Genomic DNA, 24,140 nt, shown 5'->3' with positions numbered 1-24,140 from the left:
AGCCGTTAGAATGGAGCCCATGAGTGCCGTGATTTCCCTTCCCGATCCCCAGCCGCGTGCCGTCCGCGATCCGCGCGTGGCCGAGCGCGAGCAGCACAAGCTGGCCAAGCGCCTGCGCCGCCAGGTCGGCGAGGCGATTGCCGACTTCGGCATGATCGAGGCCGGCGACAAGGTCATGGTCTGCCTGTCCGGCGGCAAGGACAGCTACACCCTGCTGGACGTGCTGCTGCAGCTGCAGAAGAAGGCGCCGGTGCCGTTCGAGCTGGTGGCGGTGAACCTGGACCAGAAGCAGCCGGACTTCCCCGAGCACGTACTGCCGGAATACCTGGCAGGCCTGGGCGTGCCGTACCACATCATCGAGCAGGACACCTATTCGGTGGTCAGCCGGGTCATTCCGGAAGGCAAGACCATGTGTTCGCTGTGCTCGCGGCTGCGTCGTGGCGCGCTGTACAACTACGCCGAGACCCACGGCTTCACCAAGATCGCGCTGGGCCACCACCGCGACGACATGGTGGCCACGTTCTTCATGAACCTGTTCCACCACGCCAAGCTGTCGGGCATGCCGCCGAAGCTGCGCAGCGATGATGGCAAACACGTGGTGATCCGGCCGCTGGCCTACGTGCGCGAAAGCGACATCGTCGAGTACGCACAGGCACGCCAGTTCCCGATCATTCCCTGCAACCTGTGCGGCAGCCAGGAGAACCTGCAGCGCCGCCAGGTCGGCCTGATGCTGAAGCAGTGGGAAAAGGACCACCCGGGCCGCATCGAGCAGATCGCGCGTGCCATGGGCGAAGTCCGGCCCTCGCAGCTGGCCGACACCACCCTGTTCGACTTCATGGCGCTGGGCCGTCGCGACGACGCGCCGCTGCCCGACGCCCATGCCTGGCTGGCCGGCTCCCCGGCCGACGCCGACGCAGATCCCGAGACGCCCACCGTCTAAGGTCGGTCGCCCTTCCTCTTTGCCATCCGGAATTCCATGTTCTTTCGCAACCTGACGTTCTTCCGTTTCCCGACCACCACCGATTTTTCCGAAGTCGACACCCTGCTGCCGCACGCCCTGCTGAAGCCGGTCGGCGCGCTGGAAATGAATTCGCGCGGCTTCATCTCGCCGTTCGGCCGCGAGGAGAAGGAACTGCTCTCCCACCGCATCGCCGAACACCTGTGGCTGACCGTGGGCGGCGAGGACAAGATCCTGCCGGCGGCCGTGGTCAACGACCTGCTTGAGCGCAAGCTGGAGGAGATCGAGGAGAAGGAAGGCCGCCGCCCGGGTGGCCGCGAACGCAAGCGCATGAAGGACGACCTGCTGCATGAACTGCTGCCGCGTGCCTTCGTGAAGTCCTCGCGCAACGACGCCTTCATCGACCTGCAGCACGGCTACGTGGCGGTGGATACCTCCAGCCGCAAGACCGGCGAGTACTTCATGTCCGACATCCGCGGCCTGCTCGGCAGCTTCCCGGCGATGCCGCTGAACGCCGAAGTCGCACCGCGTTCGATCCTGACCGGCTGGATCGCCGGCGAGCCGCTGCCGACCGGGCTGAGCCTGGGCGAAGAATGCGAGATGAAGGACCCGGTGGAGGGCGGTGCGGTGGTCAAGTGCCAGCACCAGGAACTGCGCTGCGACGAGATCGACAAGCACCTGGACGCCGGCAAGCAGGTGACCAAGCTGGCGCTGATCTTCGAGGACAACCTGTCCTTCGTCATCGGCGACGACCTGATCGTGCGCAAGCTGAAGTTCCTCGACGGCGCCCTGGACCAGCTGGAGCATGCCGACGAAGACGGCCGCCGCGCCGAGTTCGATGCCCGCTTCGCCCTGCAGAGTGCCGAGATCCGCCGCCTGTTCCTGTTGCTGGAAGAAGCCTTCAAGCTCAGCAAGGCTGACTGAACAGGCAGCCCGACGGCCGCCGGTCATCCGGCGGCCCGAAGCGGCGCTATGCTGGGCGCATGAGCCGTCTGCTGCGCCGCCTGATCAGCCCGACCCCGCCCGCCACCGTACAGCGCGACACCGTTCGCCTGCGCCTGGAGGATGCCGAGATCGAGGTACTGCGCGTGCGTGATCCACGCGCGCGCCGCATCAAGCTGAGCGTGGACGAACGCGGCGCACGCTTGACCCTGCCACCGCGCGCAAGCCTGGTGATGGGCGAACGCTTCCTGGAACAGCACCGCGACTGGCTGGCATTGCAGCTGCGCCAGTACCAGGGCCAGGGCCTGCCGGCACCGCTGCGGCCGGGCGAAGACGGCGTGCTGCCACTGCGCGGCGAACTGTTGCCGCTGCGCTGGCAGGAAGGCCGCTACGCGCGCCTGGAGATCGACGCGCATGGTGCCTGCGTGCAGTGGCCGACCCGTGGTGGTGACGCCACCCTGCGTCGCCTGCTGCGCGAGTTCTACGAAGCACAGACCCGCGCCGACGTCGGCCGCTGGCTGCCGAAGTACCTGCCCACCCTGCCGCGCGCACCCAGCCGCCTGCGCCTGAAGGTGATGTCCTCGCAATGGGGATCGCTGGCCCCGGATGGCAGCATGGCACTGGACCTGGCACTCGTGCTCGGCCGCTCGGCCGCGTTCGAGTACGTGCTGGTGCACGAACTCTGCCACCTGATCCAGCCGAATCACTCACCCGCGTTCTGGCACGAAGTGGAACAGCGCTTCCCCGCCTGGCGCGAACAGCGCGATTACTTCCAGCTCGAAGGGCGCCGCTTGAAAGCTATGCTCCGCCAGCTGTTGTAGAGCCGAGCCTATGCTCGGCTAACGCGCGCAGCGCGGATATTCAGCCCTCGCGATCAACAGCAGCCGAGCATGGCTCGGCTCTACAAAAGCGCGCGCAGCGCGCGACCCGCTTTCGCTCCTGCTCTTCTTTCTTTCTTCCGTGGTGGGCACACCGGAAACTGTCGAAGGACGGGATGGGTGGGATTGCGGGGGTGTCCGCGGCATGGATGCCGCGGCCAAGCCCCCATGGATGGGTTCACGGCGTCCCCCGCAATTCCACCCGTCCCGGCCAACCTCATGACCGCGCAGGCCCCACCCACCACGAGGGGCTCAGCCGTTGGCCGAAACCCTCACCCCGCCCGCAACGCCGCCGCCGTCGCCCACCGCGCCGCCACCCGCGGCGCCGTAATGCACACCGCCTGATCGGTCACCGTCGTCACCGCGCGCTCCAGCAGCTGGATATCCGCCTCATGCTGGCGCGCCACGTGTGGATCCTCGAAGAAGATCGCGCGCTGGCAACGCCCCTCCAGCACCCGGTCTGCAATCTGCGCATCACCCCCCATCGGGCCGCTCTGGTAGCGCGTCACCCACGGCGCATCACTGGGCCAGCCGCGGCTCCAGGCCAGTTCGTTCAAGCGCTGGCCAGTGGTGCCGGTGGCCACGCGCTCGCCGAACCGTGCCAGCACATCGAAGTGCTCGTCGGCGAAGGCCAGCATCGCCGGCTTCATCGCATCGTGCGCGATCAGCGCCAGCGTCTGCCCTTCGAACGCATGCAGGTCGTCGGCGCCAGCGTCGGCAGCCAGTCCGGCATGGACGCGCTCCACCTCCACCCAGTCGCGTGCGGTGGCCACGGTCGAAATGAACGGCTTGCCGTGGATCACGCACTGCCGTTTCAGAGCCGTGGCTTCCGGAAACACCGAGGACGGATCGACCGGATCGATCAGATAGATCGCACCATCCAGTGTCCGCTCCGGGCCCATCCCGACCACCTCGGCCACCAGCTTCATCAAGCCACCCTCGCGGCCATAGGGATAGCGGTGCAGGCCGCCATAGCCGGCCAGGAATCCCTGCCGTTCGATCGCATCGTGGGTGCGCCCGACCGCATGCAGTGACACCCCCAGTTCACGCAGGCCGGGTTCGCTGACACGCAGCCAGCGGAACAGGGCGGCGCGCGCGTCGTGGTGGTGGAGACGGTTGGCAGCCAGGCCGATGCGCATCGAAAGCTCCGCAGATACGGGTGAAGGCGGCAGTGTATGTCGGCATTCCCCTTTCCGGATGCTTTTACAACTTTCTTCATTGCGGCCTGTCCACACGTCGCTAGCGTGGCAGGCAGCGGTACCGCTGCGCGGCCGTGTACTTCCGCCCGCGAAATGAGGATGCCCATCGTGAACGTCGCTGGCCTGCCTGCCGCCGTGGTCATGGCCTGCCTGCTGCTGCCTGCGACTGCCGCCGCCGCTGGCTGTGAGTCGCCACTGCGCATCGCGTGGCCTGCCGACCGCGCACCGTTGTCCTCCAGTGAGCAGGGCCAGGCGCGTGGGCTCAGCGCAGGGTACCTGGCACTGCTGGAAGCACAGCGTCCGCTGCAGATGCAGCCGTTGCCGGGCGTTGCGGTGGCCGAGGGGGCATTGCCCCACGACACCCAGGCACTGCTGGGGTGGCCACGTTCACAGGTGCCCGCCGGCTGGGTGGCCAGCGCGCCCTACCTGCAGCTGCCGCAGGTGATCGTGCGGCGCCGGGATGCGCCACCGGTCATCGGACTTGAGGCGCTGCGCGGGCGCACCGTGGCCAGTCCCGACCCACTGCCGCTGGCTGCGGCGCTGGCCGAGCAGGCGCCCGGTGCGCAACTGCTGCCCCCCGCACCGATGGACCACGCGCTGTCGCTGCTGGGCACCGGCCTGGTCGACGCGGTGATCGCCAATCTCGGCGAGGTCGAGGCCGCGTTGCGCCGCTACCAGGGAGACCCGCTGGTGGTCGCGGCACCGGCGGGAATCGACGACGCGCTGGTGCTGGCCACCATGCCCGCCTGTGCCGATGTCATCCGCGGGTTCGACCACGCCGTGTCGCAGCTGAGTGATTCGCAGCGCGAGGCGATCCGTGCAGCCTGGTTGCCGGCCGTGCCACGCAGCCAGTCGCCATCATCACCCTTGCGCTGGCTGGTACCCGCCTCGCTGATCCTGCTGGCGCTCGCATTGGTATACGCCTTCGGCTATTGGCGCGTGCATCGTGAAAGCGCGCGCCGCCGCGTAGCCGCGCAACGCCTGCAGGAGGTGACCTCGAATCTGCCTGCCGTGGTCTACCAGGCACGACGCTCCGCCGCGGGCTATTACAGTTTTCCGCAGATTGCAGGTGACGTGCAGACCTTGTTCGGGATCAGCGTGGAAACCGCACTGATCGACCAGCAGCGCCTGCTGGCAGCGGTTCACCCTGATGATCGCAATCGGCTGATGGACGCGGTCGATGCCGCTGCGCTGGCGCGTGGCCCGATCGACGTCACCTTCCGCACGCGATCGCCACAGGGCTGGCGTTGGGTACGCTCGCATGGGCGGCCGTTGTCCTGCGATGACGGCGATGTCGAATGGAGTGGCTACTGGATCGACGTCAGCGAAGCCCAGTCGCGCACCCGCGCACTGGCCGAAGCACGCCGGGAGGCCGAGCAGGCAGCGCAGGCCAAGACCCACTTCCTGGCCACGATGAGCCACGAGATCCGCACGCCGATGAGCACCCTGCTGGGCATGCTCGAACGATTGGCCGGCAGCGCGCTGGACCCGGGCCAGCAGCAGGTGCTGGCGACGGTCGGTGATGCAGCGCGGATGCTGCGGCAGATTCTCGACGATGTGCTGCACAGCCAGCGATTGCAGGTTGCACCGCTGCAGCTGCGGCCCACGGATCTGGGGGCACTCGTGCGGGCGGTGCAGCAGCTGTTGATGCCGGTGGCGGCCAGCCGTGGTCTGTACCTGCGCGCCGAGCTGGATCCGGCGTTGCAGGTCGGATCGCTTGCCGACGGCCTGCGCCTGCGCCAGATCCTGTTCAACCTTGCCGGCAACGCGCTCAAGTTCACCGAGCAAGGAGGCGTGGAACTGCGGGTGCAGGTGCTGCGGCCGATCGATGGCGGCCAGCGCCTGCGCCTGCAGGTGAGTGACAGCGGTGTGGGCATCAGTCCGGAACGGCAGCAGGCCGTGTTTGCCGCTTACACCCAGGCCGAGGCATCCACAACGCGCCGCTTCGGCGGCAGCGGCCTGGGCCTGGCGATCTGCCGCGAGCTGGCCGAGTCGATGGGCGCGGACCTGCAGCTGTGCAGTACGCCAGGCGAGGGCACCACGGTAGGGATGGAGCTGGAGCTGGCTGCCTGTGCGTTGCCCGCGGAGCCACTGCCTCTGCCGATCGTGGCAACGCGGCGGCTGTCACCGGCCCGGGTACTGGTGGCCGATGACCATCCCACCAACCTGCTCCTGCTGGAGCAGCGCCTGTGCGAGCAGGGACTGCAGGTGCATGCCTGCGAGGATGGACGGCAGGCCCTGGAGGCCTGGCAGGCGCAATCGTTCGACCTGGTCATCACCGACTGCCACATGCCGCACATGGACGGCTTCGCGCTGGCACGGGCGATCCGCGCCGACCCTTGCCCGACGCGTGCGCAGGTGCCGATCATTGCTCTCACTGCCAGCGTGCTGGATCGCACCCGCGAGGCCTGTCGTGCCGCCGGCATCGACCACTTCCTAGCCAAGCCGGTGGAAACCCAGGAACTGCGCGCGCTGTTGACCGTGCTGCTTGCGCCGGATTCAGCGGCTCAGTAGCCGCACGATGCTGGCAGCGGCGTCGCGGCCTTCGGCCACGGCGGTCACCACCAGGTCGGCGCCGCGCACCGCATCACCACCGGCGAACAGGCGCGGATGCGCGGTCTGGAACGGCAGGCGGTCCTTGCCACCGGCCACGATGCGGCCATTGGACTGGCCTTCCACGCCCAGTTCGGCCAGCCACGCCGGCACGCTGGGCGAGAAGCCGAAGGCGATGATCACCACATCCGCCTCCAGCAGCGATTCACTGCCGTCGATCGGCACCGCGTTCTGGCGGCCATTGGCATCGGGCTCGCCCAGCCGGGTTTCCACCACGGTCACGCCGATCACTTCATCGTCGGCGCCGGCTTCGATCGACAGCGGCTGGCGGTTGAACAGGAAGCGCACGCCTTCCTCGCGTGCATTGGCTACTTCGCGCGCGCTGCCAGGCATGTTGGCTTCGTCGCGGCGATAGGCACAGGTGACCTTGGCCGCGCCCAGGCGCACCGCGCTGCGCACGCAGTCCATGCCGGTATCGCCACCACCGAGCACCACCACGCGCTTGCCGTTGAGGTCGGGCAGGGCGATGGTGTCTTCCCAGCCGGCAATCGGCCGACCCTTCGGGTCATCGCCGCCAACGATGCGGCTGTTCTGCACCAGGAACGGCAGGGCCGGCAGCACGCCCTTCAGGTCCTGGCCGTCGAGGCCACCGTCGGTGTAGCGGTAGGCGCCGGTGCCGACGAACACCGCATCGTGGGTCTCCAGCAACTGCTGCACGCTGAGGTCACGGCCGATCTCCACGCCGAGGCGGAACTGCACGCCCATGCCCTCCAGCACTTCGCGGCGGCGATGGATCACGTCCTTGTCCAGCTTGAAGCTGGGAATGCCGAACTGCAGCAGGCCGCCGATCTGCTCATAGCGGTCATAGACCACGGCGGCGATGCCGGCGCGGGCCAGGCGGTCGGCACAGGCCAGCCCGGCCGGGCCCGCACCGATCACCGCCACGCTGTGGCCGGTCGGCTGTACCGCGCCCAGGTCCGGGCGCCAGCCACTGGCCAGTGCGGTATCGACGATGTACTTCTCCACCGCGCCGATGGTGACCGCACCGAACTCCTCCAGCGTGCAGCTGCCTTCGCACAGGCGGTCCTGCGGGCACACGCGGCCGCACACCTCCGGCAGCGGGTTGGTGCTGTGGCACAGCGTGGCCGCTTCATGGATGCGGTTCTCCTGCACCAGCTGCAGCCACTGCGGAATGGCGTTGTGCACCGGGCACTTCCAGCTGCAGTACGGGTTGCCGCAATCCAGGCAGCGGCCAGCCTGGTACTGGGCGTCTTCCTTGCCGAACCTGCCGTACAGCTCGCCCCAGTCGCCGGACGTGCGCAGTTCCACCGGGATGCGCTGCGGCATGGTGCGGGGCAGGTCGAGGAACTGGAAGGCGTGCTTGCGGCTCATGGCGGGCTCTGGAATGCAAGGGGGAACGTTGCCGGCCAGCGGCCGGCACTACCGGAAAACATCACGCGGCGCGTCGCAGGGTTTCGGTCAGCGACTCGATGCTGGCGGCCTTGGGTTTGACCAGCCAGAACTTGCCGATGTAGTCGCGGAACTCGTCCAGGATCTGCTGCGCCCAGATGCTGCCGGTCAGTTCGCGATGGCGGCCGATCAGGCGGTGCAGGTGCTGGCGGTAGTTCTCGAAGCCTTCGGCGGACACGCGATGGATGTCGATCAGCTCGTGGTTGTAGCGGTCGACGAAATCGCGGTCGACGTCCAGCACGTAGGCCAGCCCGCCGGTGAAACCGGCACCGAAGTTCAGGCCGACCTTGCCCAGCACCAGCACCACGCCATCAGTCATGTACTCGCAGCAGTGGTCACCGGCGCCTTCCACCACCGCCAGCGCGCCGGAATTGCGCACGGCGAAACGTTCGCCCGCGCGGCCGGCGGCAAACAGCTCGCCCCCGGTGGCGCCATACAGGCAGGTGTTGCCGATGATCGCGGTGCTGCGTGCCTCGAAGCGGGCGCCACGCGGTGGACGCACCACCAGTCGGCCGCCGGCCATGCCCTTGCCGACGTAGTCGTTGGCTTCGCCTTCCACTTCCAGGTGCAGGCCACCGACGTTGAACGCGCCGAAGCTCTGCCCGGCACTGCCGCGGAAACGCAGTTCCAGCGGCGCCTCGGCCATGCCCTGGTTACCGTGTGCGCGTGCCACCGCACCGGCCAGGCGGGTGCCGATGCTGCGGTCGGTGTTGTGGATCAGGAAGCGATGTTCGCCACCGCGCTTGTGTTCGATGGCCGGGGCCAGCAGGCCGTCCATCTGCGTGGCCAGGCTGTCCGGCGATTCGTACAGGCGCTGCGCGGCACAGTGACTGCCCTCGTAGCGGGCATCGGCCAGCAGGCGTGACAGGTCCACGCGCACGCCGTCGCGCGGCGCGGCGTCGATCTGCCGCAGCAGGTCGGTACGGCCGACGATCTCTTCCAGCGAACGCGCGCCCAGGTACGACAGCCAGCCACGCACTTCCTCGGCCAGCAGGCGGAAGAAGTTCTCCACGCGCTCGGGCTGGCCGGTGAAGTGGTTCTCGCGCAGGCGCTCGTCCTGGGTGGCCACGCCGGTGGCGCAGTTGTTGAGGTGGCAGATGCGCAGGTACTTGCAGCCCAGCACGATCATCGGCGCGGTGCCGAAGCCGAAACTGTCCGCACCCAGCAGCGCGGCCTTGACCACGTCCAGGCCGGTCTTCAGGCCGCCGTCGGTCTGCAGCAGGGTACGCCCGCGCAGGTCGTTGGCCAGCAGCGCCTGGTGCGCTTCGGCCACGCCCAGTTCCCACGGTACGCCGGCATAGCGGATCGAGCTGACCGGCGACGCGCCGGTGCCGCCGTCATGGCCGGAGATGGTGATCAGGTCCGCACCTGCCTTGACCACGCCCGCGGCAATCGTGCCGACGCCGGCATGGCTGACCAGCTTCACCGACACCAGCGCGGTCGGGTTGACCTGCTTGAGGTCGTAGATCAGCTGCGCCAGGTCCTCGATCGAATAGATGTCGTGGTGCGGCGGCGGCGAAATCAGGCCGATGCCCGGACGCGCATAGCGCAGCCGCGCGATCAGTTCGTTGACCTTGTGGCCGGGCAGCTGGCCACCTTCGCCGGGCTTGGCACCCTGCGCGACCTTGATCTGCAGTACCTCTGCATTGACCAGGTATTCGGCGGTGACGCCGAAGCGGCCCGAGGCCACCTGCTTGATCTTGCTGCGCTTGGCGGTGCCATAGCGTGCGGGGTCTTCGCCGCCTTCGCCGGAATTGCTGCGGCCACCGAGGCGGTTCATCGCAATCGCCAGTGCCTCGTGTGCTTCCGGTGACAGCGCACCGAGACTGATCGCCGCGGTATCGAAGCGCGGAAACAGTTCGCTGGCCGGTGCCACGTCATCGATCGGCGTCGGCGAGGCGGCCGGTACCAGCTGCAGCAGGTCGCGCAGTGCCGACGGCGGACGCGCGTGCACGGCATCGCAGTACTGCTGCCAGGCACGCGGGTCACCGCTGCGCGCCGCACGCTGCAGGGTGGTGACCACGTCCGGGTTGTACATGTGGTACTCGCCGCCGTGCACGTACTTCAGCAGGCCGCCGACATCCACGTCCTGCTGCGCGTCCCAGGCCTGCGCGCACAGCTCGCGTGCGTCGGCATCCAGGCGCGCGAAACCGGCACCGCCGATGCGCGAAGCGGTATCCGGGAAGCACAGGTCCACGACCTCCGGTTCCAGGCCGATGATCTCGAACAGCTGCGCGCCGCGATAGCTGGCCACGGTACAGATGCCCATCTTCGAGATGATCTTGGACAGGCCCTTGTACACGCCCTTGCGATAGCGGCGGCCGATCTGCGACTGCTCACCCCCCTTGCTCAGCTTGAGGATGCCGCGGCGGCCCAGGTCGAACAGGGTCTGGTAGGCCAGGTACGGATACACCGCGGTGGCGCCGAAGCCGAGCAGGCAGGCCATGTGGTGCGGGTCGCGCGCGGTACCGGTCTCGACGATGAGATTCACGTCGCAGCGCAGGCCCAGCCGCGAGAGGTGGTGGTGGACGGCACTGGTGGCCAGCAGCGCATGCACCATCGGCCGCCCGGCTACCGGGTAGCGGTCGGACAACAGCAGCATCACCATGCCCTCGCGGGCGGCCTGTTCGGCTTCGGCGCAGATGCGCTCGATGCCGGCGCGCAGGCCTTCGTCCTCGCCGTAGGACAGGTCGAGCAGGCGGTTGGCCTGCACATACTGGTCCATCTTCAGCAGCTGGCGCAGCTTGCGCTGGCTCAGTACCGGCGAGTTGAGGATGACGTGGTTCACCGTCTCCGGGCCGGCATGGAAGATGTTGGTCTCCCTGCCGAGCTGGGTGGACAGCGACATCGCACAGTCTTCGCGCAGCGGATCGATCGGCGGGTTGGTGACCTGCGCGAAGGCCTGGCGGAAATAGTCGTACAGCGGGCGGCTGCGCTGGCTCAGCACCGCCATCGGCGTGTCATCGCCCATCGAGCCAGTGGCTTCCTGCTCGGTCTCGGCCAGCGGCCGCAGCACCTGCTCCACTTCCTCGCTGCTGAGCTGGTAGAGCTTGTGGTAGCTGCGCAGGGTGCCTTCGTCGAAGGGTTCTTCCACCAGCGAGGGATCGATCAGTTCGGTCTGCAGGTAGGTCACGCCCTGTTGCAGCCACTGCTTGTACGGCGCGCGGCCACGGTTGATGCGGTCCACCGCATCGGAGTCGAGCAGGTCGCCGCGCTTGAGATCGATGGCGATCATCTCGCCCGGGCCGAGCTTGCCCTTGCGCACCACGCGCTCGGTCGGCACTTCCCATACACCCGCTTCGGAGGCGACCAGGAAGTGGCGGTCGGCGGTCAGCATCCAGCGCGCCGGGCGCAGGCCGTTGCGGTCCAGCGTACACACCGCATAGCGGCTGTCGCAGGCGACGATGCCGGCCGGGCCATCCCACGGTTCGCTGTTCAGGCCGTGGAATTCGTAGAACGCGGCCAGGTCCGGATCCTTGAATTCCAGCGATTGCGTGGCCGGCGGCACCAGGATGCGCAGCGCCTGGATCAGCTCCATGCCTCCGGCGACCATCAGCTCCAGCATGTTGTCCAGGCTCTGCGAGTCCGAGCCATGCATGGAGATGACCGGGTCGAACTCGGCGATGTCGAAGCGTGGTGTCTTCCACACCTTGCTGCGCGCCTGCGCCCAACGCCGGTTACCTTCGATGGTGTTGATCTCGCCGTTGTGGGCGAGCATGCGGAACGGGTGCGCCAGCGGCCAGCGCGGCAGCGTGTTGGTGGAGAAGCGCTGGTGGAACACGATCGCGCTGGAGGCCAGCTCGCGGCGCTGCAGGTCCGGGAAGAAGCGGCTGAGCTTGTCCGGCAGCACCATGCCCTTGTAGCTGATCGCATCCGGGTTGAGGGTGGTGACGTAGAAGTCGGCGTGTTCGCGCAGCTGCTGTTCGCTGCGGCGGCGGGCCAGGAACAGCGCCAGCGCGAAGCCGGCATCATCCTGGCCGATGCCCGCGTCCACGAACACCTGCTCGATGCGCGGCAGCGTGTCGCGCGCGAGCTGGCCGCAGACGCTGTCATCGGTGGGCACCTCGCGCCAGCCGGCGACCTTGCAACCTACGGCTTCCACCTGCGCCTGCAGCTGCGCGCGGCATGCCTGCGCGGCATCGGCGTCGTGCGGCAGGAACACCACGCCGGCGGCGAAACGTGCGGCGACGCTGATGCCGGCTTCACTGGCCAGCAGTTTCAGGAACGCATCCGGGCGGCGCAGCAGCAGGCCGCAGCCATCACCGGTCAGGCCATCGGCGGCGACACCGCCACGGTGGGTCATGCGCGAAAGCGCGGCGATGGCGGTATCAACCAACAGGCGCGATGGTTGATCGTCGAGCTGGGCGACCATGCCAAATCCACAGGCATCGCGCTCGGAGCGCGGGTCGTAAAGCCCTTGGCGGTTGCGGGGGGCCATCTCTACCTCGATGCGGAATGAATTGAACGGGGACACTCAAGCCCGCTCAATCCCTGGAGCGCATCGTGAGGCCACCGGATGCCTCGACTAGATCACAGGTTGCTGCAACGCCGCAATACACGGTTGCAGGTGCAACAGAAAGCGCCGGCACCCGTGTGCCGGCGCGGGGTCTGACTCAGCCGCAGCGCGCGCCACTGACGGCGCCCTTGTCGTCCACTTCGATGTTCAGGCGGTCGCCGAGGAACTCCATCGTGGCCACGTCGTTGGGCTTGAGCACGCGCACCTGGCTGGCGCCGGCGTCTTCCTGCGCCTGCTTGCCGAGCGCGTCGGTGTAGGTCTGGCCGACCAGGCTCTGCACCTGGCTGGCGTCGCAGGTGCCGACCGGCGGTGCCTCGGTGGCCTTGCCGGTGTCGTCGGCCGGTGCCTTGGCGGCCTCGGCCGCCTGCTGGGCATGGGCGGTGGCCGAATCCTGTTCGTCCAGCGCCGGTGCCTGGCAGGCGGTCAGCGCCAGCACGGCCGGCAGCAACAGGGCGGAGAGCGAACGGGCGCGAATCGGGAACGACATCATGACTCCGGAAGGGGTTGTGAAGACCCGAGCATAGCGGCGAACCGGCCCTCACGTGTTTGTCTTGTGTTATCGACAGGATCGCGGCATGTCGACGGCGACACTACTGGCATGCCAACCGCCTCCACCCCCGAACGACAGGCCGCGCGCGCGGCTGGCCTGCGCTATGTCGACGATACCCAGCCGGGCATCAGCCGCCGCCGCGCCGGCAAGGGTTTCAGTTACCGCGATGCCGATGGCCACGCGATACGCGACGCCACCACACTGCAACGCATCCGTGCGCTGGCCATCCCGCCGGCCTACACCGCGGTGTGGATCTGTACCCACGCCAATGGCCACCTGCAGGCCACAGGGCGCGATGCGCGCGGGCGCAAGCAGTACCGCTACCACGCCGACTGGGCCAAGGAGCGCGACGCCGGCAAGTTCGACCGCATCATCGCGTTTGGCGAGGCCTTGCCCATGCTGCGCAGGCGCCTGTCGCGTGACCTCAAGCGGCCAGGCTTCCCGCGCGAGAAGGTGCTGGCGGTGGTGGTCGCGCTGTTGGCCGACACCCTGGTGCGGGTCGGCAACGAGACCTACGCCCAGCAGAACCGTTCGTTCGGACTGACCACGCTGCGCAACCGCCATCTGGAGCTGCTGCGTGGCGGCCGGGTACGCATGCGCTTCCGTGGCAAGTCCGGCCAGCTGCAGGACGTGACCGTGGGCGATCGCAGGCTGGGACTGCTGGTACGGCGCCTGCAGCAGTTGCCCGGGCAGGCGTTGTTCCAGTACCGCGACGATGAAGGTGCGCTGCAGCCGGTGGATTCCGGTGCAGTGAACGACTATCTGCGCGAGGTGATGGGCGAGGACTTCACCGCCAAGGATTTCCGCACCTGGGGCGGTACCGTGGCCGCGGTGCAGGCGTTCGCCGCCACCGAGCTGCCGGAACCGGCCAGCCAGCGCGCGCTGGCGCAGGCGCAGCGCGCGGTGGTGTGCGAGGTGGCGGCGCTGCTGGGCAATACCCCGGCGGTATGCCGCAAGGCCTACATCGATCCGTGCGTGTTCGCCGGCTGGGAGCGCGGCGAACTGGCGACGCTGGCCGGCCTGCGCGGGCCGCGCCAGTGGGAACAGGCCACCCTGCGCGTGCTGCGCAGGGCGCGCCGGCTCAGCCGCAGTAGATCGCGGTGATGTTGTTGGTGCGGCCCTTCTCGATGGTCAGGCGGTCACCGCCTTCGTGCGCCGGTGGCACCCGCGGACCGTCGTGACGCAGCACCCGTACATGCAGGCTGTCGCTGTCCACGCGGGCGCGGGCCACGGTGGCATCCGAGGCGGCCAGGCCGAGTGCGCCACGCACCATGTCGCTATGGCACTGGCCGGAAATCACGCCGTCGATCGGCTGCACCTGGGCCATCGGTGTGCTGCTGCAGGCCGCGAGGGCGAAGCAGACGGCGGCGGTGGCGATGGCATGTTTCATGGTGGTGTTCCTTGTGTGGTTGCGTGCAGCGTGCGACGGCGCACGTGGTGGCGGAATGAATACCGTGCACATCGTGGACACGGTGCGCTCACTGCAGCCAACAGCATAGGTGGAGACACTGCAGGCGCGGCGGATGCCGCCCCGGTAGTGCGGCGCCCGCGCCCGGTAGTGCCGGCCGCTGGCCGGCAACCCCATTCCCCCCCGAGGAGACCTGCATGGCCACCGCCAGGAAGACCCCCGTCCGCCGCAAGGCATCGCCGAAGGTGCGCAAAGGCAGCACCGCAACCAAGACCGTCGCCGACCCCGACCGCCCGCGCGTGGTGAAGACCGCAACCCGCAAGGCGGCTGCCAGCGATCCGCGGGCAGCGCGCGTCGCAGCACGGCAACGGCGCCTGCAGGACCAGGAGAAGGCCAAGGACGCCCGCGCGGCCAAGAAGGCAACAAAGAAGACCGCGACCCAGGCCGGCGCACGCCGTCAACCAGAGGCGATGCCGGCGCAGCAGCTGGCCAAGCCTGGGCATGAACACGAACTGGAGCTGGCGCCGCGTTTTCTTGCACCGGACTACGCCGGCAGCGGCAAGCTGCAGGGCATGCGTGCAATCGTCACCGGTGGCGATTCCGGCATCGGCCGTGCAGTGGCGGTGCTGTTCGCACGCGAAGGCGCCGATGTGGCAGTACTGCATCTGGACGAGGCCGAGGACGCGGACATCACCCGCCAGCACGTGGAGCGCGAAGGCGGCCGCTGCGTGGTGATCGCCGGCGATGTGCGTGATCCGCGCTTCTGCAACAAGGCGGTCAAGCAGGTGGCCAAGGCGTTCGGCGGCATCGACATCCTGGTCAACAATGCCGCGTTCCAGCTGCACTGCGAACGGCTGGAAGACCTGGAAGATGCGCATCTGCAGGAAACCCTGCAGACCAACATCGGCGGTTACATCCAGATGGCGCGCGCGGTACTGCCGCATCTGGGCGACGGCGCAAGCATCATCAACACGGGCTCGGAAACCGGCATTTTCGGCAGCAAGGCGCTGATCGACTACTCCGCCACCAAGGGCGCGATCCATGCGTTCACCAAGTCGCTGGCCAGCCAGCTGCTGCCACGTGGCATCCGGGTCAACTGCGTGGCGCCGGGACCGGTGTGGACGCCGCTGAACCCGGCCGACAAGCAGGCCGAGGATGTCGCCGAGTTCGGCAAGGACAGCGATATGGGCCGGCCTGCACAGCCCGAAGAGCTGTCGCCCGCGTATGTGTTCCTGGCCTCGCCGGTCTGTGCCAGTTACATCAGCGGGGTGATCCTGCCGGTGATGGGTGGGCCGCGGGGCTGAGCCGACGGTAGTGCCGGCCGCTGGCCGGCAGCCTCAGGGCACGGTCACCGCAGGCGCATAGAGATCGGCAATGCGTGGAATGAACAGCTGCGGATTGGCGCCGACCAGATTGGTCAGCACCACCACCGCGACGTCGCGGTCGGGATACACGACGAAGGCCGAGCGCGCGCCGCCGATACCGGCCACCTGCAGGTCGGGCGATGCGCGCAGCACCGGCCAGCCGCCCGCCCATGGTCCAGCACGGCCATCGGTGAGGCGCTCTGCGGTCCACATCCTCTTCCGAGGTGCATCCCGAAGCAGGCGCCCGTCGGTCAACGCGACCAGCCAGCGCGCGGTGTCATCGGCGGTGGTGAGGATGCCACCACCGGCCCACAGTGAAGGCGGAATGTCGTAGAACCAGTGCGACAGGCGCGGCGGTGCATCGGCTGCGTCGGTGGCACGCGGGGCCAGGCTGTACATCGTCGCCACATCCGGAATCAGGTCATAGCTGTCGCCGAAGGTGGTGCGGGCCATGCGCGCGCTGCCGAACTGACCGCTGGCGAGGAAGCGTTCGTAGGACATGCCCGATTGCTGCGCGATGATCCGTGCCAGCAGCACATAGTTGGTCTGGTTGTAGGCAAAGCGCTGCCCGGGCGCTGCTTCGATGGGGCGCGCGGTGACTGCCGTCCATGCCTGCGCTTCGGAGCCCCCTCCCAGCAGTCCGCCTGCATCCAGGATGTCCGGCAGTCCCGAGGTGTGTGCCAGCAACTGACGCACGCGCACCTCCCTCCATGTGGCCGGAAGACCATCCAGGTAACGCGAGGCGGGCGCGTCCAGATCCAGTTGCCCCTGTTGTGCCAGCTGTGCGGCAGCCACGCCGGTGAACGCCTTGGTGGCCGGATTGAGCGGGAAGCGGGTGTCGCGCGAGGCGAGCACACCGTTCTCGACATTGGCCAGGCCATAGGCTTCGGAGAGCACGATCTGCCCTTGCTTGACCACGGCGACCTGCAGCCCGGGAATGCGCTGCTCCAGCATGATCTGGCGGATCAGGCGGCGGGTCTGGTCGTTGGCCTGGTCCTGGCTGGCGGAGATGGCGGTGAAGGGCAGGGCACTGATGAGCATGAGCACGACTCGAAGCGTTGGGCGGAACATGCGGAATTCCCGTGGAGTGCCGGGGATCGGATGCAGCCGGCGCGTCAAAGGTTTAAGCGCGCGGTGTGCCTACCGTTCGTCGGCCCATGACTTCCGGGGGGTTGACTACAGCTGTCGTCAAGCTGACATTGGCGACACGTGTAGTCAAGGGAGTGGTGTCATGCGTGGCAAGACGATCGGGGACCAGGAACTGGCCCTGCTGCAGTACATCGATGAACATGCGCCGGCCAGTGTCGGCGAGGTCGCCAGTGGCTACGCCGAGCCCCGTGGCCTGGCCCGGTCCACCGTGCTGACGATGATGGAGCGGCTGCGGGCGAAGGGGTATCTTCAGCGCCAGCAGCAGGACGGCGTCTACCGCTACCAGGCCACCCGTGGCCCGGAGAGCGTGCTGCAGGGTGCCGTGGCCCAGTTCGTCGACAACACCCTGCAGGGCTCGGTGTCGCCGTTCGTGGCCTACCTGTCGCAGCGCCAGCAGGTCAGCGACAACGAGCTGGCCGAGCTGGAAGCGCTGGTCGCCCAACTCCAATCGCGTCGCCACGAGGGCTGAGCCATGGACACCACGATGCTGATCCCGATGTTGGAACGGCTGGGATGGACCAGCCTGCAGACCGTGCTGCTGGTGGCCCTGGTGTACGGCGTGTGCCGCGCGCTGCCATCGCTGTCGGCGGCCACCCGCTGCCGCCTGTGGTGGCTGGTGTCGCTGCAGGCCGTGCTCGGCCTGTTCTGGAGCCAGCCGCTGCAGCTGGCCTGGCTGCCGGCACCGCAGGCGGTGGCGATGACCGCCACCGACGTTGCCGCAGATCTGGTCTACCCGCTGGCGCCGGAAGCCTCGGCGCAGCTGCTGGCGACGATGCCGATGCCTGCAGCGGAGGTGCCGGCAGTGGCGTGGTGGGCCGTTGCACTGGCTGCGCTGTGGGTATCCGGCGTGCTGCTGATGGCCCTGCGTACCTTCGGTGAGTGGCGCCGCTGCCGGGCGCTGCTGGCCGCCGCCTATCCCTGCCAGGACGAAGCGCTGGTGCAGGCCCTGCAACTGGCCTCCGACGCACACGGCGTGCGCCCTGCGCCGCGGCTGTGGATGAGCACGCAGGTGGACGCACCGCAGCTGGTTGGACCGTTCCGCCCGGTGCTGCTGCTGCCGGCCGGCGACAACGCCCTGCAGGGTGATGCGCTGGACCTGGCACTGACCCACGAACTGCAGCACCTGCAGCGGCGTGACCTGCAGTGGGGCCTGCTGCCCGCACTGGCCCAGCACCTGTTCTTCTTCCACCCGCTGCTGCGCCTGTCGGTGCGCGAATACGCACAGGCCCGCGAGGAAGCAGTGGATGCGGCCGTGGTCGGCCAGCACGGCGCCAGCCGCCAGGCTTATGGTCGCCTGCTGCTGCAGCTGGGCGTGGCACCGCAGCCGCATCTGGGCGTGGCGAGTGCTGCACCGAACACCACCAGCCTCAAGCGTCGCCTGCTCTCGCTGCAGCCGCGCCGGGCCTGCCCGCGCATTCTGGCGATGGCACTGACCGCCGTCGTGGTGCTGGTGGGCGTGGCACCGATGCGGCTGGTCGCTGCGCCAGTGCCACCGGCACCGCCCGCGCCGCCGGCGGCACCGAAGGCGGTGGTACCGCCGCCGCCGAAGGCTCCGAAAGCGCCGCCCGCACCGCCTTCGTCCGCGCGCATTCCGGCCGTGCCGGTGGCGCCCGCGCCGCCGGTCGAGTCGGCTGATGTGGAAGAACCGTCCGGTCCTGATGATGCCGACGTGGCCTACCTCGACGATGCCTCTGGCATGGATGAGGACCATGACGGCACGACCACCACCTCCATCACGACCTACGGTCGCCTCGATCTGGGCAAGTCGCCCCGGGAGGCCTTCGTGCTGGTCGATGGCGATTCGACCTTCGCCAACGGCGGCATGGACGACGTGACGGTGGCCCGCAGGCAGCTCGGCAAGGGTCCGGCGCTGTGGTTCCGCCAGGGCGACAAGCGCTACGTGGTGCGTGATCCGATGATGATCCAGACCCTGCAGCGTGCCTACAGCGGCGCGGCCGATCTGGGCCGCCAGCAGAGCGAACTGGGCCGCCAGCAGAGTGCGCTGGGTCGCGAGCAGGGCGAACTCGGCAGGCAGATGGGCGAGATGGGGCGTCTGCAGAGCGAGGAGGCACGCCGCATCGCACTGGCCGCTGCCGAGGCCGCGCGCAGCGCGATGGCCGCGCATGACATCAACCGCGAGGCGGCGGCGGAAGCGGCGAAGGCGGCGCGCGGCGCGACCAGCGATATGGCCGTGGCGCGAGAGGCTGCGCGCGAGGCCGCCGCCGAGGCACGTCGTGCGATGCAGGAAGCCCGCAGCGAGGCCGCGCAGTCCGGCCGTACCCGTGACATGCAGCGCCTGGCCAGACAGCAGTCTGAACTGGCCAACCGACAGGCGGCACTGGGCAGCCAACAGGCCGCGTTGGGCGAGCGCCAGGCGCGCGTGCATGCGCAGGCATCGCAGCAGGCACAGCAGGTGATCGCGCGCGCACTGGCCAGCGGCAAGGCCGAGCGACTCTGAGCGGTAGTGCCGGCCGCTGGCTTGCAATGTGGGGTGCCGGCCAGCGGCCGGCACTCCCCTGAGGCGATCAACCGCAGCTGGCGCGTTCGATGCGGTTCTGCGCATCCACCTGCACGGTCACGCGGTCCTGGCGGAAGTCCATGGTCACCGCCATGCCGGGTTTGACCACCCGTGCACCGCGCGCGCCGCTGTCAGCCACCAGTTTCTTGATCGTGGCTTCGTCGGCGGTCTTGCCGGTGAAGGCTTCCAGCGCCTCCGGCCTGCATTCGTGCGCGGCATCGGCCACGGGTGCTGGCGCGGGATCGTGAGAGGTGCTGCTGCCAGCGTGACTGCAGGCGGCCAAGGGCAGGATGGCGAGCAGGACCAGGGGATTGAGGCGCATCGTCGGGCTCCAGGCGTGGATGGTGGCGGCAGTGTCACCGCTGCCACCGTCAGGCCGCGTCAACGCTTACTGCCCAACCAATGCCAGCGTCTCGCGCTCGCGTTGCTCCTCGCGTACCAACCGTTGCAGCAGCAGGGCCAGGGTCACTACGTCCTGGTGGTTGTGGTCGGCTACCCGGCGCAGGTTCACGGCGTCGCCGCCGCGCAGGAAACGCAGCCATGCGCCCGGCGCTTCAGAACCGGGCAGGTCGTCTTCGCGCACCACGCGCAGCAGCTGGCGTTCGATGGTGGACAGCTTGCAGTTCTCCCACGTGCCGCGATAGCGGCGGCGGGTCGGATAGAGCAGGTCGACGTGATCCAGCGCGCTGATCGGGCAACGCTGGCGGGCCAGCCGGTAGCGCGCCTTCAGCAGCGGCGCATCGTAGCTGCGGCCGTTGTAGCTGCAGAACACGGTGGAGGGCTGCAGCCAGCGGGCGAAGGTGGCCAGCATCGCGTCCTCGGCGGCCATCGTCGCCATCAGCAGCTGGCGGATGCGCAGGCCTTCGCCGCGTTGCGGGCACACATGCCAGTCGGCGGCCCCGATCATGAAGGCGCGGGTGCCGGTGCCGCCGGCCAGGCCGGTGGTTTCGGTATCGAAGAACAGCAGGTCGCGCGGGGATACGTGTTCGCCTTCGCGGCGGGCGAAATCCAGCGACAGCGGCTGTGCCGGAATGGGCTGCGGCTGCAGCGATTCGATCAGGAACAGGCCCGGTGCGATTTCCTCACCAGGAAGCTGGCGATCCTGCGCACTGGCGCGTGCCGGTGCGGCTCCACCACGTGAGCGCAGGCCGAGCAGGCGGTGCAGGCTGCCCACTTCCGGCCGACGCAGCGGTGCGGGTGCCGGTGTGGAGGCCGCAGCGCCGGTCGGCTTGTGGCGGATTTCCTGTTCGACCCACGCGAACACCGAACGCTCGGCCGGTGGTTGCCGCGCATCGTTGGCGGCCACCGGTGCCGCAGATGCCGCGAGAACATCCGGCGCCGACGGTGTAGCCGCCTTCGGGTCGCCGGCCTGCTTCCGCAGCAGGCGCAGCTTGTCCAGGCTCAGGCTCACGGGGCCAGCAGCTCCATCGGGTCGCGCGCGGTCACCACCACGTCGCGTACGTGCTGGCAGGCCTCGGCATCGAACAGATCCAGCACGCGCAGCGCCAGCGCACGCGGCGAGGTGTCCTCCTCTTCCTGCGCGGCCAGCACCGGGCCCACGCAGGCCGGGCAGCCGGCCTTGCAGTCGCAGCGCTGCACCAGTTCGCGAGCGCGCTGCACCAGCTCGGCCTGGCGCTGCCACAGCGGTTCGCTCAGGCCGACGCCGCCGGGGAAGTTGTCGTACAGATACACGGTGGGCACGAATTCCTGCAGCAGCTCGACGACGCCGGGATCGCCCTCGCTGCCGCGCAGCTGGCCACGGCCGCTCTGGTCGGCGATCGCGAACCAGGAACCATCGCCGTTGCCGACCGACTTCTGCAGGTCGCGCGCATCGGCCATCACCGCCACGGTGGCGACGATGTGCAGCGCATAGGCGGCGCCAAGGAAGCCATCCAGCGCATCCTGCTTGCTGGCGAAGGCGCGCAGCAACAGTGCCTGCGGCAGCTGCCACCACACCGCAGTGGTATGCAGTTCCTGGTCGGGCAGGTTCACCGGCCCGTAGCCGATGTTCTCGTGGGTGTAGTAGCGGATCTTCTTGTAGCCAGCCACGCGGCGTACCACGTGCACTTCGCCATGATGCGAATCACCACGGCCGGCCACGCCGCCGTCGAAGCGGTCCAGTACCTTGAGCTTGGTGAAGTCGATGCTGTCGGTGTAGTAATCCACATGCGTGCGGGTGACATAGGCCTTGCGGCCGTCCCAGTCGAGCGTCTCCACCTGGTACGGGGTGGACTGCACCATGTGGATGGCGCCCTCGTACAGGGTGAGCGCGGCGGCGGAGTAATCCACTTCGGCGATGATCTGCTGGCGGCCATCGCTGCGATCGACCACCACGAAGTTGCCATCGGCCACCGCACGCAGGCTGACCGCGTTGGCCGGATAACTGTCGGCGATCCATTCCCAGCGTTCGCCCTCGCGGTGGATCACCTCGGTTTCGGCCAGCGCTTCCAGGAACACTTCCGGGTCGATCGGGCCGAAGCCATCGCCGACCCGGAACGGCAGCTCGAAGGCTGCGCAGCGGATGTGGTCGAACAGGATCAGCGGCTGGTCCGGCGCAATGCGTGCGTGTTCGGGCGAGGCCTCGGCGAAGAAATCCGGATGGCGCACCACGTACTGGTCCAGTGGTTGCGAGCTGGCCACCATCACCCCCAGCGCCGGCTGCTGGCGGCGGCCGGCGCGGCCGAAGCGCTGCCAGGTGGCGGCCACGCTACCCGGATAACCGTTGAGGATCACCACGTCCAGGCTGCCGATATCCACGCCCAGTTCCAGCGCCGAGGTGCTGACGATGCCGTCGATGGTGCCGGCGCGCATCGCACGCTCGGTCTCGCGGCGCTCGGTGGGCAGATAGCCGCCACGGTAGGCGCGGATGCGCGGCGGCTTGCGCGGGTCGTGGTCGAAGATGTCCTTCAGGTACTTGGTCAGCACCTCGACCATCAAGCGTGTCTGCGCGAACACCAGGGTCTTCAGCCCGGATTTGATCGCAATGCGTGCGATGCGGTTGCTCTGCGAGCGCGCCGAGGCGCGCAGGCCCAGGTCCGGATTGATCACCGGCGGGTTCCACAGCAGCACCTGCTTGGGGCCGCTGGGCGCGCCGGACTCGGTGATGGCGGTGACCGGTGCCTCGATCAGTGCCTCGGCATGCGCCTGCGGGTTGCCGATGGTGGCCGAGCACAGGATGAACTGCGGTTGCACGCCGTAGAACGCGCAGATGCGCTTGAGCCGGCGCAGCACGTTGGTGACGTGGCTGCCGAACACGCCGCGGTAGGTATGCACCTCGTCGATGACGATGTAGCGCAGGTTCTCGAAGAACTGCGCCCACTTGGTGTGATGCGGCAGGATCGCCTGGTGCAGCATGTCCGGGTTGGAGACCACGATGTCGCCGTGAAGGCGGATCGCCTGGCGTGCATCGCCGGGGGTATCGCCATCGAAGGTGAAGGCCTTCACCCCCAGATCGCCGGCGCGGTTGAGCTCCAGCAGCTCGGCCACCTGGTCCTGGGCCAGCGCCTTGGTCGGGAACAGGTACAGCGCCTTGGCCTTGTCCTGCATCGCCGCGCTGACCACCGGCAGGGTGTAGCACAGCGACTTGCCGCTGGCGGTGGGGGTGACGATGGCCACGTGCTCGCTGCGCTGGCTGGCCTCCCAGGCTTCGGCCTGGTGGCTGTAGAGCTGCTCGATGCCCCGCGCCTTCAGCGCGGCAGCCAGGGCCGGCGGAACCGAATCGGGAATGGGCGCATAGCGGCCTTCCCGGCCGGGAAGGGCAAAGCTGCCGGTAATGCGGTCCTGGTAGCGGCGCTGCAGGCGCGCGCTGAGCAGGGCGCCGTCACGGGCGGGCAGGCCATCGCGGGTGGCGAGCTTCTGCTCGGCATCGGCGGTGCGCTTGGCGAGTTCGTAAGCCATGGAAGATGGAGCCGGGACGTTTTACGAGGGGTCACATGGCACCACAAAGACGTCTCAGGATGTGAGACACGATCATGGGATGGAGTGAACCGTTCAGTGCGCGCAGGCCATGGCATCAAAGCATCTCCCCTGGCTGAACAGCCACCGACGCAGCAACGAAATCTGAAGCCTGCATCCGTATCCTTGGGTGCTGGACGCAACCAACAGGGTGGATGGCTGTGGCACGACGTGGAACGCAGGGAGCAGTCCTGGCCGGCATGCTGCTGGCTGGCATCGCGCAGGCACAGCAGTCCACGCCGGTCGTGGTGCCCGACCCGGCGCCCGAGCCTCCTGCAGATGCGCCGGCGGCAACCACCACGCCGGTTTCCACCGCACTGCCGCAGGACAACGTCACCACTCTCGGCGAAGTGCGTGCGCTCAAGCCTGAAGACGAGCCGCTGGACCTGTACCGCTTCAAGAACCCGGTGAAGTTCGGCGACAACCGTTTCAGCCGTGACTGGAGCGAACCGCCGTCGCCGGAGCAGGTCAGCATGAGTGGCGGCTACATCATGATGGGTGTGGTCAAGGGGGTCATGGCGGCCGCCAAGGGCGTGAACAAGCTCACGGGTGGACCTTCGCAGATCCAGGCCGCCGTGGCGCGGCCACCGCCGGAACTCAGTGCGGAGCAGCAGCGGCGCGCGCTGCTGTTCTCCCAGGAACAGAATGCTGGCGACGCGCCGCCGGTGAAGTAGCCGCGCC

General features: G+C 68.4%; 18 protein-coding genes. 9 read left to right on the top strand and 9 right to left on the bottom strand.

Annotated features, from left to right (window positions below):
- Nucleotides 1–19: 19 nt before the first annotated feature.
- The 3 genes from ttcA to VPH47_RS20730 are packed head-to-tail and all read left to right on the top strand — an operon-like array spanning nucleotide 20 to nucleotide 2,721.
- Nucleotides 20–940 carry a tRNA 2-thiocytidine(32) synthetase TtcA gene (gene ttcA / locus VPH47_RS20740; RefSeq protein WP_180846548.1) on the top strand — a complete coding sequence of 307 codons (921 nt, stop codon included), beginning with the start codon at nucleotides 20–22 and terminating at the stop codon, nucleotides 938–940.
- Nucleotides 941–976: 36 nt separating this feature from the next.
- A complete protein-coding gene (locus VPH47_RS20735) occupies nucleotides 977–1,882 on the top strand; it encodes a recombination-associated protein RdgC (protein ID WP_005411825.1) in 906 nt (301 codons plus the stop codon).
- 59 nt (nucleotides 1,883–1,941) lie between these two features.
- A complete protein-coding gene (locus VPH47_RS20730; RefSeq protein ID WP_110710658.1) occupies nucleotides 1,942–2,721 on the top strand; it encodes a M48 family metallopeptidase in 780 nt (259 codons plus the stop codon).
- A gap of 329 nt (nucleotides 2,722–3,050) precedes the next feature.
- On the opposite strand, the gene VPH47_RS20725 is transcribed toward VPH47_RS20730, so the two are convergent.
- Complete coding sequence (locus VPH47_RS20725; RefSeq protein ID WP_197611620.1) at nucleotides 3,051–3,917, bottom strand: methylglyoxal synthase; 867 nt, start codon at nucleotides 3,915–3,917, stop codon at nucleotides 3,051–3,053.
- 168 nt (nucleotides 3,918–4,085) lie between these two features.
- On the opposite strand from VPH47_RS20725, the gene VPH47_RS20720 reads away from it, so the two are divergent.
- The gene (locus VPH47_RS20720) at nucleotides 4,086–6,491 is read left to right on the top strand and encodes a response regulator (RefSeq protein ID WP_368851714.1); all 2,406 of its coding nucleotides are present in this window, start codon (nucleotides 4,086–4,088) and stop codon (nucleotides 6,489–6,491) included.
- Here VPH47_RS20720 and VPH47_RS20715 read toward each other — a convergent pair.
- The 3 genes from VPH47_RS20715 to VPH47_RS20705 all read right to left on the bottom strand — a co-directional run bounded on the left by VPH47_RS20715 (nucleotide 6,477) and on the right by VPH47_RS20705 (nucleotide 13,003).
- Nucleotides 6,477–7,922 (bottom strand): FAD-dependent oxidoreductase, encoded by a 1,446-nt coding sequence (locus VPH47_RS20715; protein WP_180855502.1) that lies wholly within the window; start codon nucleotides 7,920–7,922, stop codon nucleotides 6,477–6,479. The two genes, VPH47_RS20720 and VPH47_RS20715, sit on opposite strands and share 15 nt — an antisense overlap.
- A gap of 61 nt (nucleotides 7,923–7,983) precedes the next feature.
- A complete protein-coding gene (gltB, locus tag VPH47_RS20710; RefSeq protein WP_368851713.1) occupies nucleotides 7,984–12,438 on the bottom strand; it encodes a glutamate synthase large subunit in 4,455 nt (1,484 codons plus the stop codon).
- Between the two features lie 175 nt (nucleotides 12,439–12,613).
- Complete coding sequence (locus VPH47_RS20705; RefSeq protein WP_368851712.1) at nucleotides 12,614–13,003, bottom strand: I78 family peptidase inhibitor; 390 nt, start codon at nucleotides 13,001–13,003, stop codon at nucleotides 12,614–12,616.
- Nucleotides 13,004–13,114: 111 nt separating this feature from the next.
- Here VPH47_RS20705 and VPH47_RS20700 point away from each other — a divergent pair, with 111 nt between their 5' ends.
- Nucleotides 13,115–14,170, top strand: a complete 1,056-nt coding sequence (locus VPH47_RS20700; RefSeq protein ID WP_368851711.1) for a DNA topoisomerase IB — start codon at nucleotides 13,115–13,117, stop codon at nucleotides 14,168–14,170.
- Here the strand turns inward: VPH47_RS20700 and VPH47_RS20695 are convergent.
- Nucleotides 14,148–14,456, bottom strand: a complete 309-nt coding sequence (locus tag VPH47_RS20695; protein WP_099552786.1) for a hypothetical protein — start codon at nucleotides 14,454–14,456, stop codon at nucleotides 14,148–14,150. The genes VPH47_RS20700 and VPH47_RS20695 overlap by 23 nt on opposite strands.
- 215 nt (nucleotides 14,457–14,671) lie before the next feature.
- Between VPH47_RS20695 and VPH47_RS20690 the strand changes: the two genes are divergently transcribed.
- Nucleotides 14,672–15,778 carry an SDR family oxidoreductase gene (locus tag VPH47_RS20690; RefSeq protein WP_368851710.1) on the top strand — a complete coding sequence of 369 codons (1,107 nt, stop codon included), beginning with the start codon at nucleotides 14,672–14,674 and terminating at the stop codon, nucleotides 15,776–15,778.
- Between the two features lie 33 nt (nucleotides 15,779–15,811).
- Here the strand turns inward: VPH47_RS20690 and VPH47_RS20685 are convergent, their stop codons facing one another.
- Entirely contained in the window at nucleotides 15,812–16,879 is a 1,068-nt protein-coding gene (locus tag VPH47_RS20685; protein ID WP_368851709.1) for a serine hydrolase domain-containing protein, read from the bottom strand.
- 190 nt (nucleotides 16,880–17,069) lie between these two features.
- Between VPH47_RS20685 and VPH47_RS20680 the strand changes: the two genes are divergently transcribed.
- Nucleotides 17,070–17,456 (top strand): BlaI/MecI/CopY family transcriptional regulator, encoded by a 387-nt coding sequence (locus tag VPH47_RS20680; protein WP_110710666.1) that lies wholly within the window; start codon nucleotides 17,070–17,072, stop codon nucleotides 17,454–17,456.
- A 3-nt stretch (nucleotides 17,457–17,459) separates the two neighbouring features.
- Nucleotides 17,460–19,445, top strand: a complete 1,986-nt coding sequence (locus tag VPH47_RS20675; protein WP_368851708.1) for a M56 family metallopeptidase — start codon at nucleotides 17,460–17,462, stop codon at nucleotides 19,443–19,445.
- Nucleotides 19,446–19,512: 67 nt separating this feature from the next.
- Here VPH47_RS20675 and VPH47_RS20670 read toward each other — a convergent pair whose 3' ends face one another.
- From VPH47_RS20670 to VPH47_RS20660, 3 genes are all read right to left on the bottom strand, one after another.
- Entirely contained in the window at nucleotides 19,513–19,827 is a 315-nt protein-coding gene (locus VPH47_RS20670) for an I78 family peptidase inhibitor (protein ID WP_153856681.1), read from the bottom strand.
- Nucleotides 19,828–19,893: 66 nt separating this feature from the next.
- Nucleotides 19,894–20,916 (bottom strand): ribonuclease H-like domain-containing protein, encoded by a 1,023-nt coding sequence (locus VPH47_RS20665; RefSeq protein ID WP_368851707.1) that lies wholly within the window; start codon nucleotides 20,914–20,916, stop codon nucleotides 19,894–19,896.
- Nucleotides 20,913–23,402: a DEAD/DEAH box helicase gene (locus VPH47_RS20660; RefSeq protein ID WP_368851706.1), complete on the bottom strand. Its 2,490-nt coding sequence runs from the start codon at nucleotides 23,400–23,402 to the stop codon at nucleotides 20,913–20,915. Before VPH47_RS20660 ends, VPH47_RS20665 begins: the two co-directional genes overlap by 4 nt.
- A gap of 212 nt (nucleotides 23,403–23,614) precedes the next feature.
- Between VPH47_RS20660 and VPH47_RS20655 the strand changes: the two genes are divergently transcribed.
- Nucleotides 23,615–24,133: a hypothetical protein gene (locus VPH47_RS20655; RefSeq protein ID WP_164162290.1), complete on the top strand. Its 519-nt coding sequence runs from the start codon at nucleotides 23,615–23,617 to the stop codon at nucleotides 24,131–24,133.
- Nucleotides 24,134–24,140: the final 7 nt, after the last annotated feature.

Origin of the sequence: Stenotrophomonas sp. WED208, from assembly GCF_040984485.1 — a bacterium.
Classification (GTDB): Bacteria; Pseudomonadota; Gammaproteobacteria; order Xanthomonadales; family Xanthomonadaceae; genus Stenotrophomonas; species Stenotrophomonas riyadhensis.
Note: the sequence above shows the minus strand (reverse complement) of the source record. Positions and strands in the feature narration are given on the sequence as shown.

Bases quoted from the DNA above. Each gene is read 5' to 3' on its own strand.
- ttcA (WP_180846548.1), top strand. From the start codon at position 20: ATGAGTGCCGTGATTTCCCTTCCCGATCCCCAGCCGCGTGCCGTCCGC.
- VPH47_RS20735 (WP_005411825.1), top strand. From the start codon at position 977: ATGTTCTTTCGCAACCTGACGTTCTTCCGTTTCCCGACCACCACCGAT.
- VPH47_RS20730 (WP_110710658.1), top strand. From the start codon at position 1,942: ATGAGCCGTCTGCTGCGCCGCCTGATCAGCCCGACCCCGCCCGCCACC.
- VPH47_RS20725 (WP_197611620.1), bottom strand. From the start codon at position 3,917: ATGCGCATCGGCCTGGCTGCCAACCGTCTCCACCACCACGACGCGCGC.
- VPH47_RS20715 (WP_180855502.1), bottom strand. From the start codon at position 7,922: ATGAGCCGCAAGCACGCCTTCCAGTTCCTCGACCTGCCCCGCACCATG.
- gltB (WP_368851713.1), bottom strand. From the start codon at position 12,438: ATGGCCCCCCGCAACCGCCAAGGGCTTTACGACCCGCGCTCCGAGCGC.
- VPH47_RS20705 (WP_368851712.1), bottom strand. From the start codon at position 13,003: ATGTCGTTCCCGATTCGCGCCCGTTCGCTCTCCGCCCTGTTGCTGCCG.
- VPH47_RS20700 (WP_368851711.1), top strand. From the start codon at position 13,115: ATGCCAACCGCCTCCACCCCCGAACGACAGGCCGCGCGCGCGGCTGGC.
- VPH47_RS20695 (WP_099552786.1), bottom strand. From the start codon at position 14,456: ATGAAACATGCCATCGCCACCGCCGCCGTCTGCTTCGCCCTCGCGGCC.
- VPH47_RS20690 (WP_368851710.1), top strand. From the start codon at position 14,672: ATGGCCACCGCCAGGAAGACCCCCGTCCGCCGCAAGGCATCGCCGAAG.
- VPH47_RS20685 (WP_368851709.1), bottom strand. From the start codon at position 16,879: ATGCTCATCAGTGCCCTGCCCTTCACCGCCATCTCCGCCAGCCAGGAC.
- VPH47_RS20680 (WP_110710666.1), top strand. From the start codon at position 17,070: ATGCGTGGCAAGACGATCGGGGACCAGGAACTGGCCCTGCTGCAGTAC.
- VPH47_RS20675 (WP_368851708.1), top strand. From the start codon at position 17,460: ATGGACACCACGATGCTGATCCCGATGTTGGAACGGCTGGGATGGACC.
- VPH47_RS20670 (WP_153856681.1), bottom strand. From the start codon at position 19,827: ATGCGCCTCAATCCCCTGGTCCTGCTCGCCATCCTGCCCTTGGCCGCC.
- VPH47_RS20660 (WP_368851706.1), bottom strand. From the start codon at position 23,402: ATGGCTTACGAACTCGCCAAGCGCACCGCCGATGCCGAGCAGAAGCTC.
- VPH47_RS20655 (WP_164162290.1), top strand. From the start codon at position 23,615: ATGGCTGTGGCACGACGTGGAACGCAGGGAGCAGTCCTGGCCGGCATG.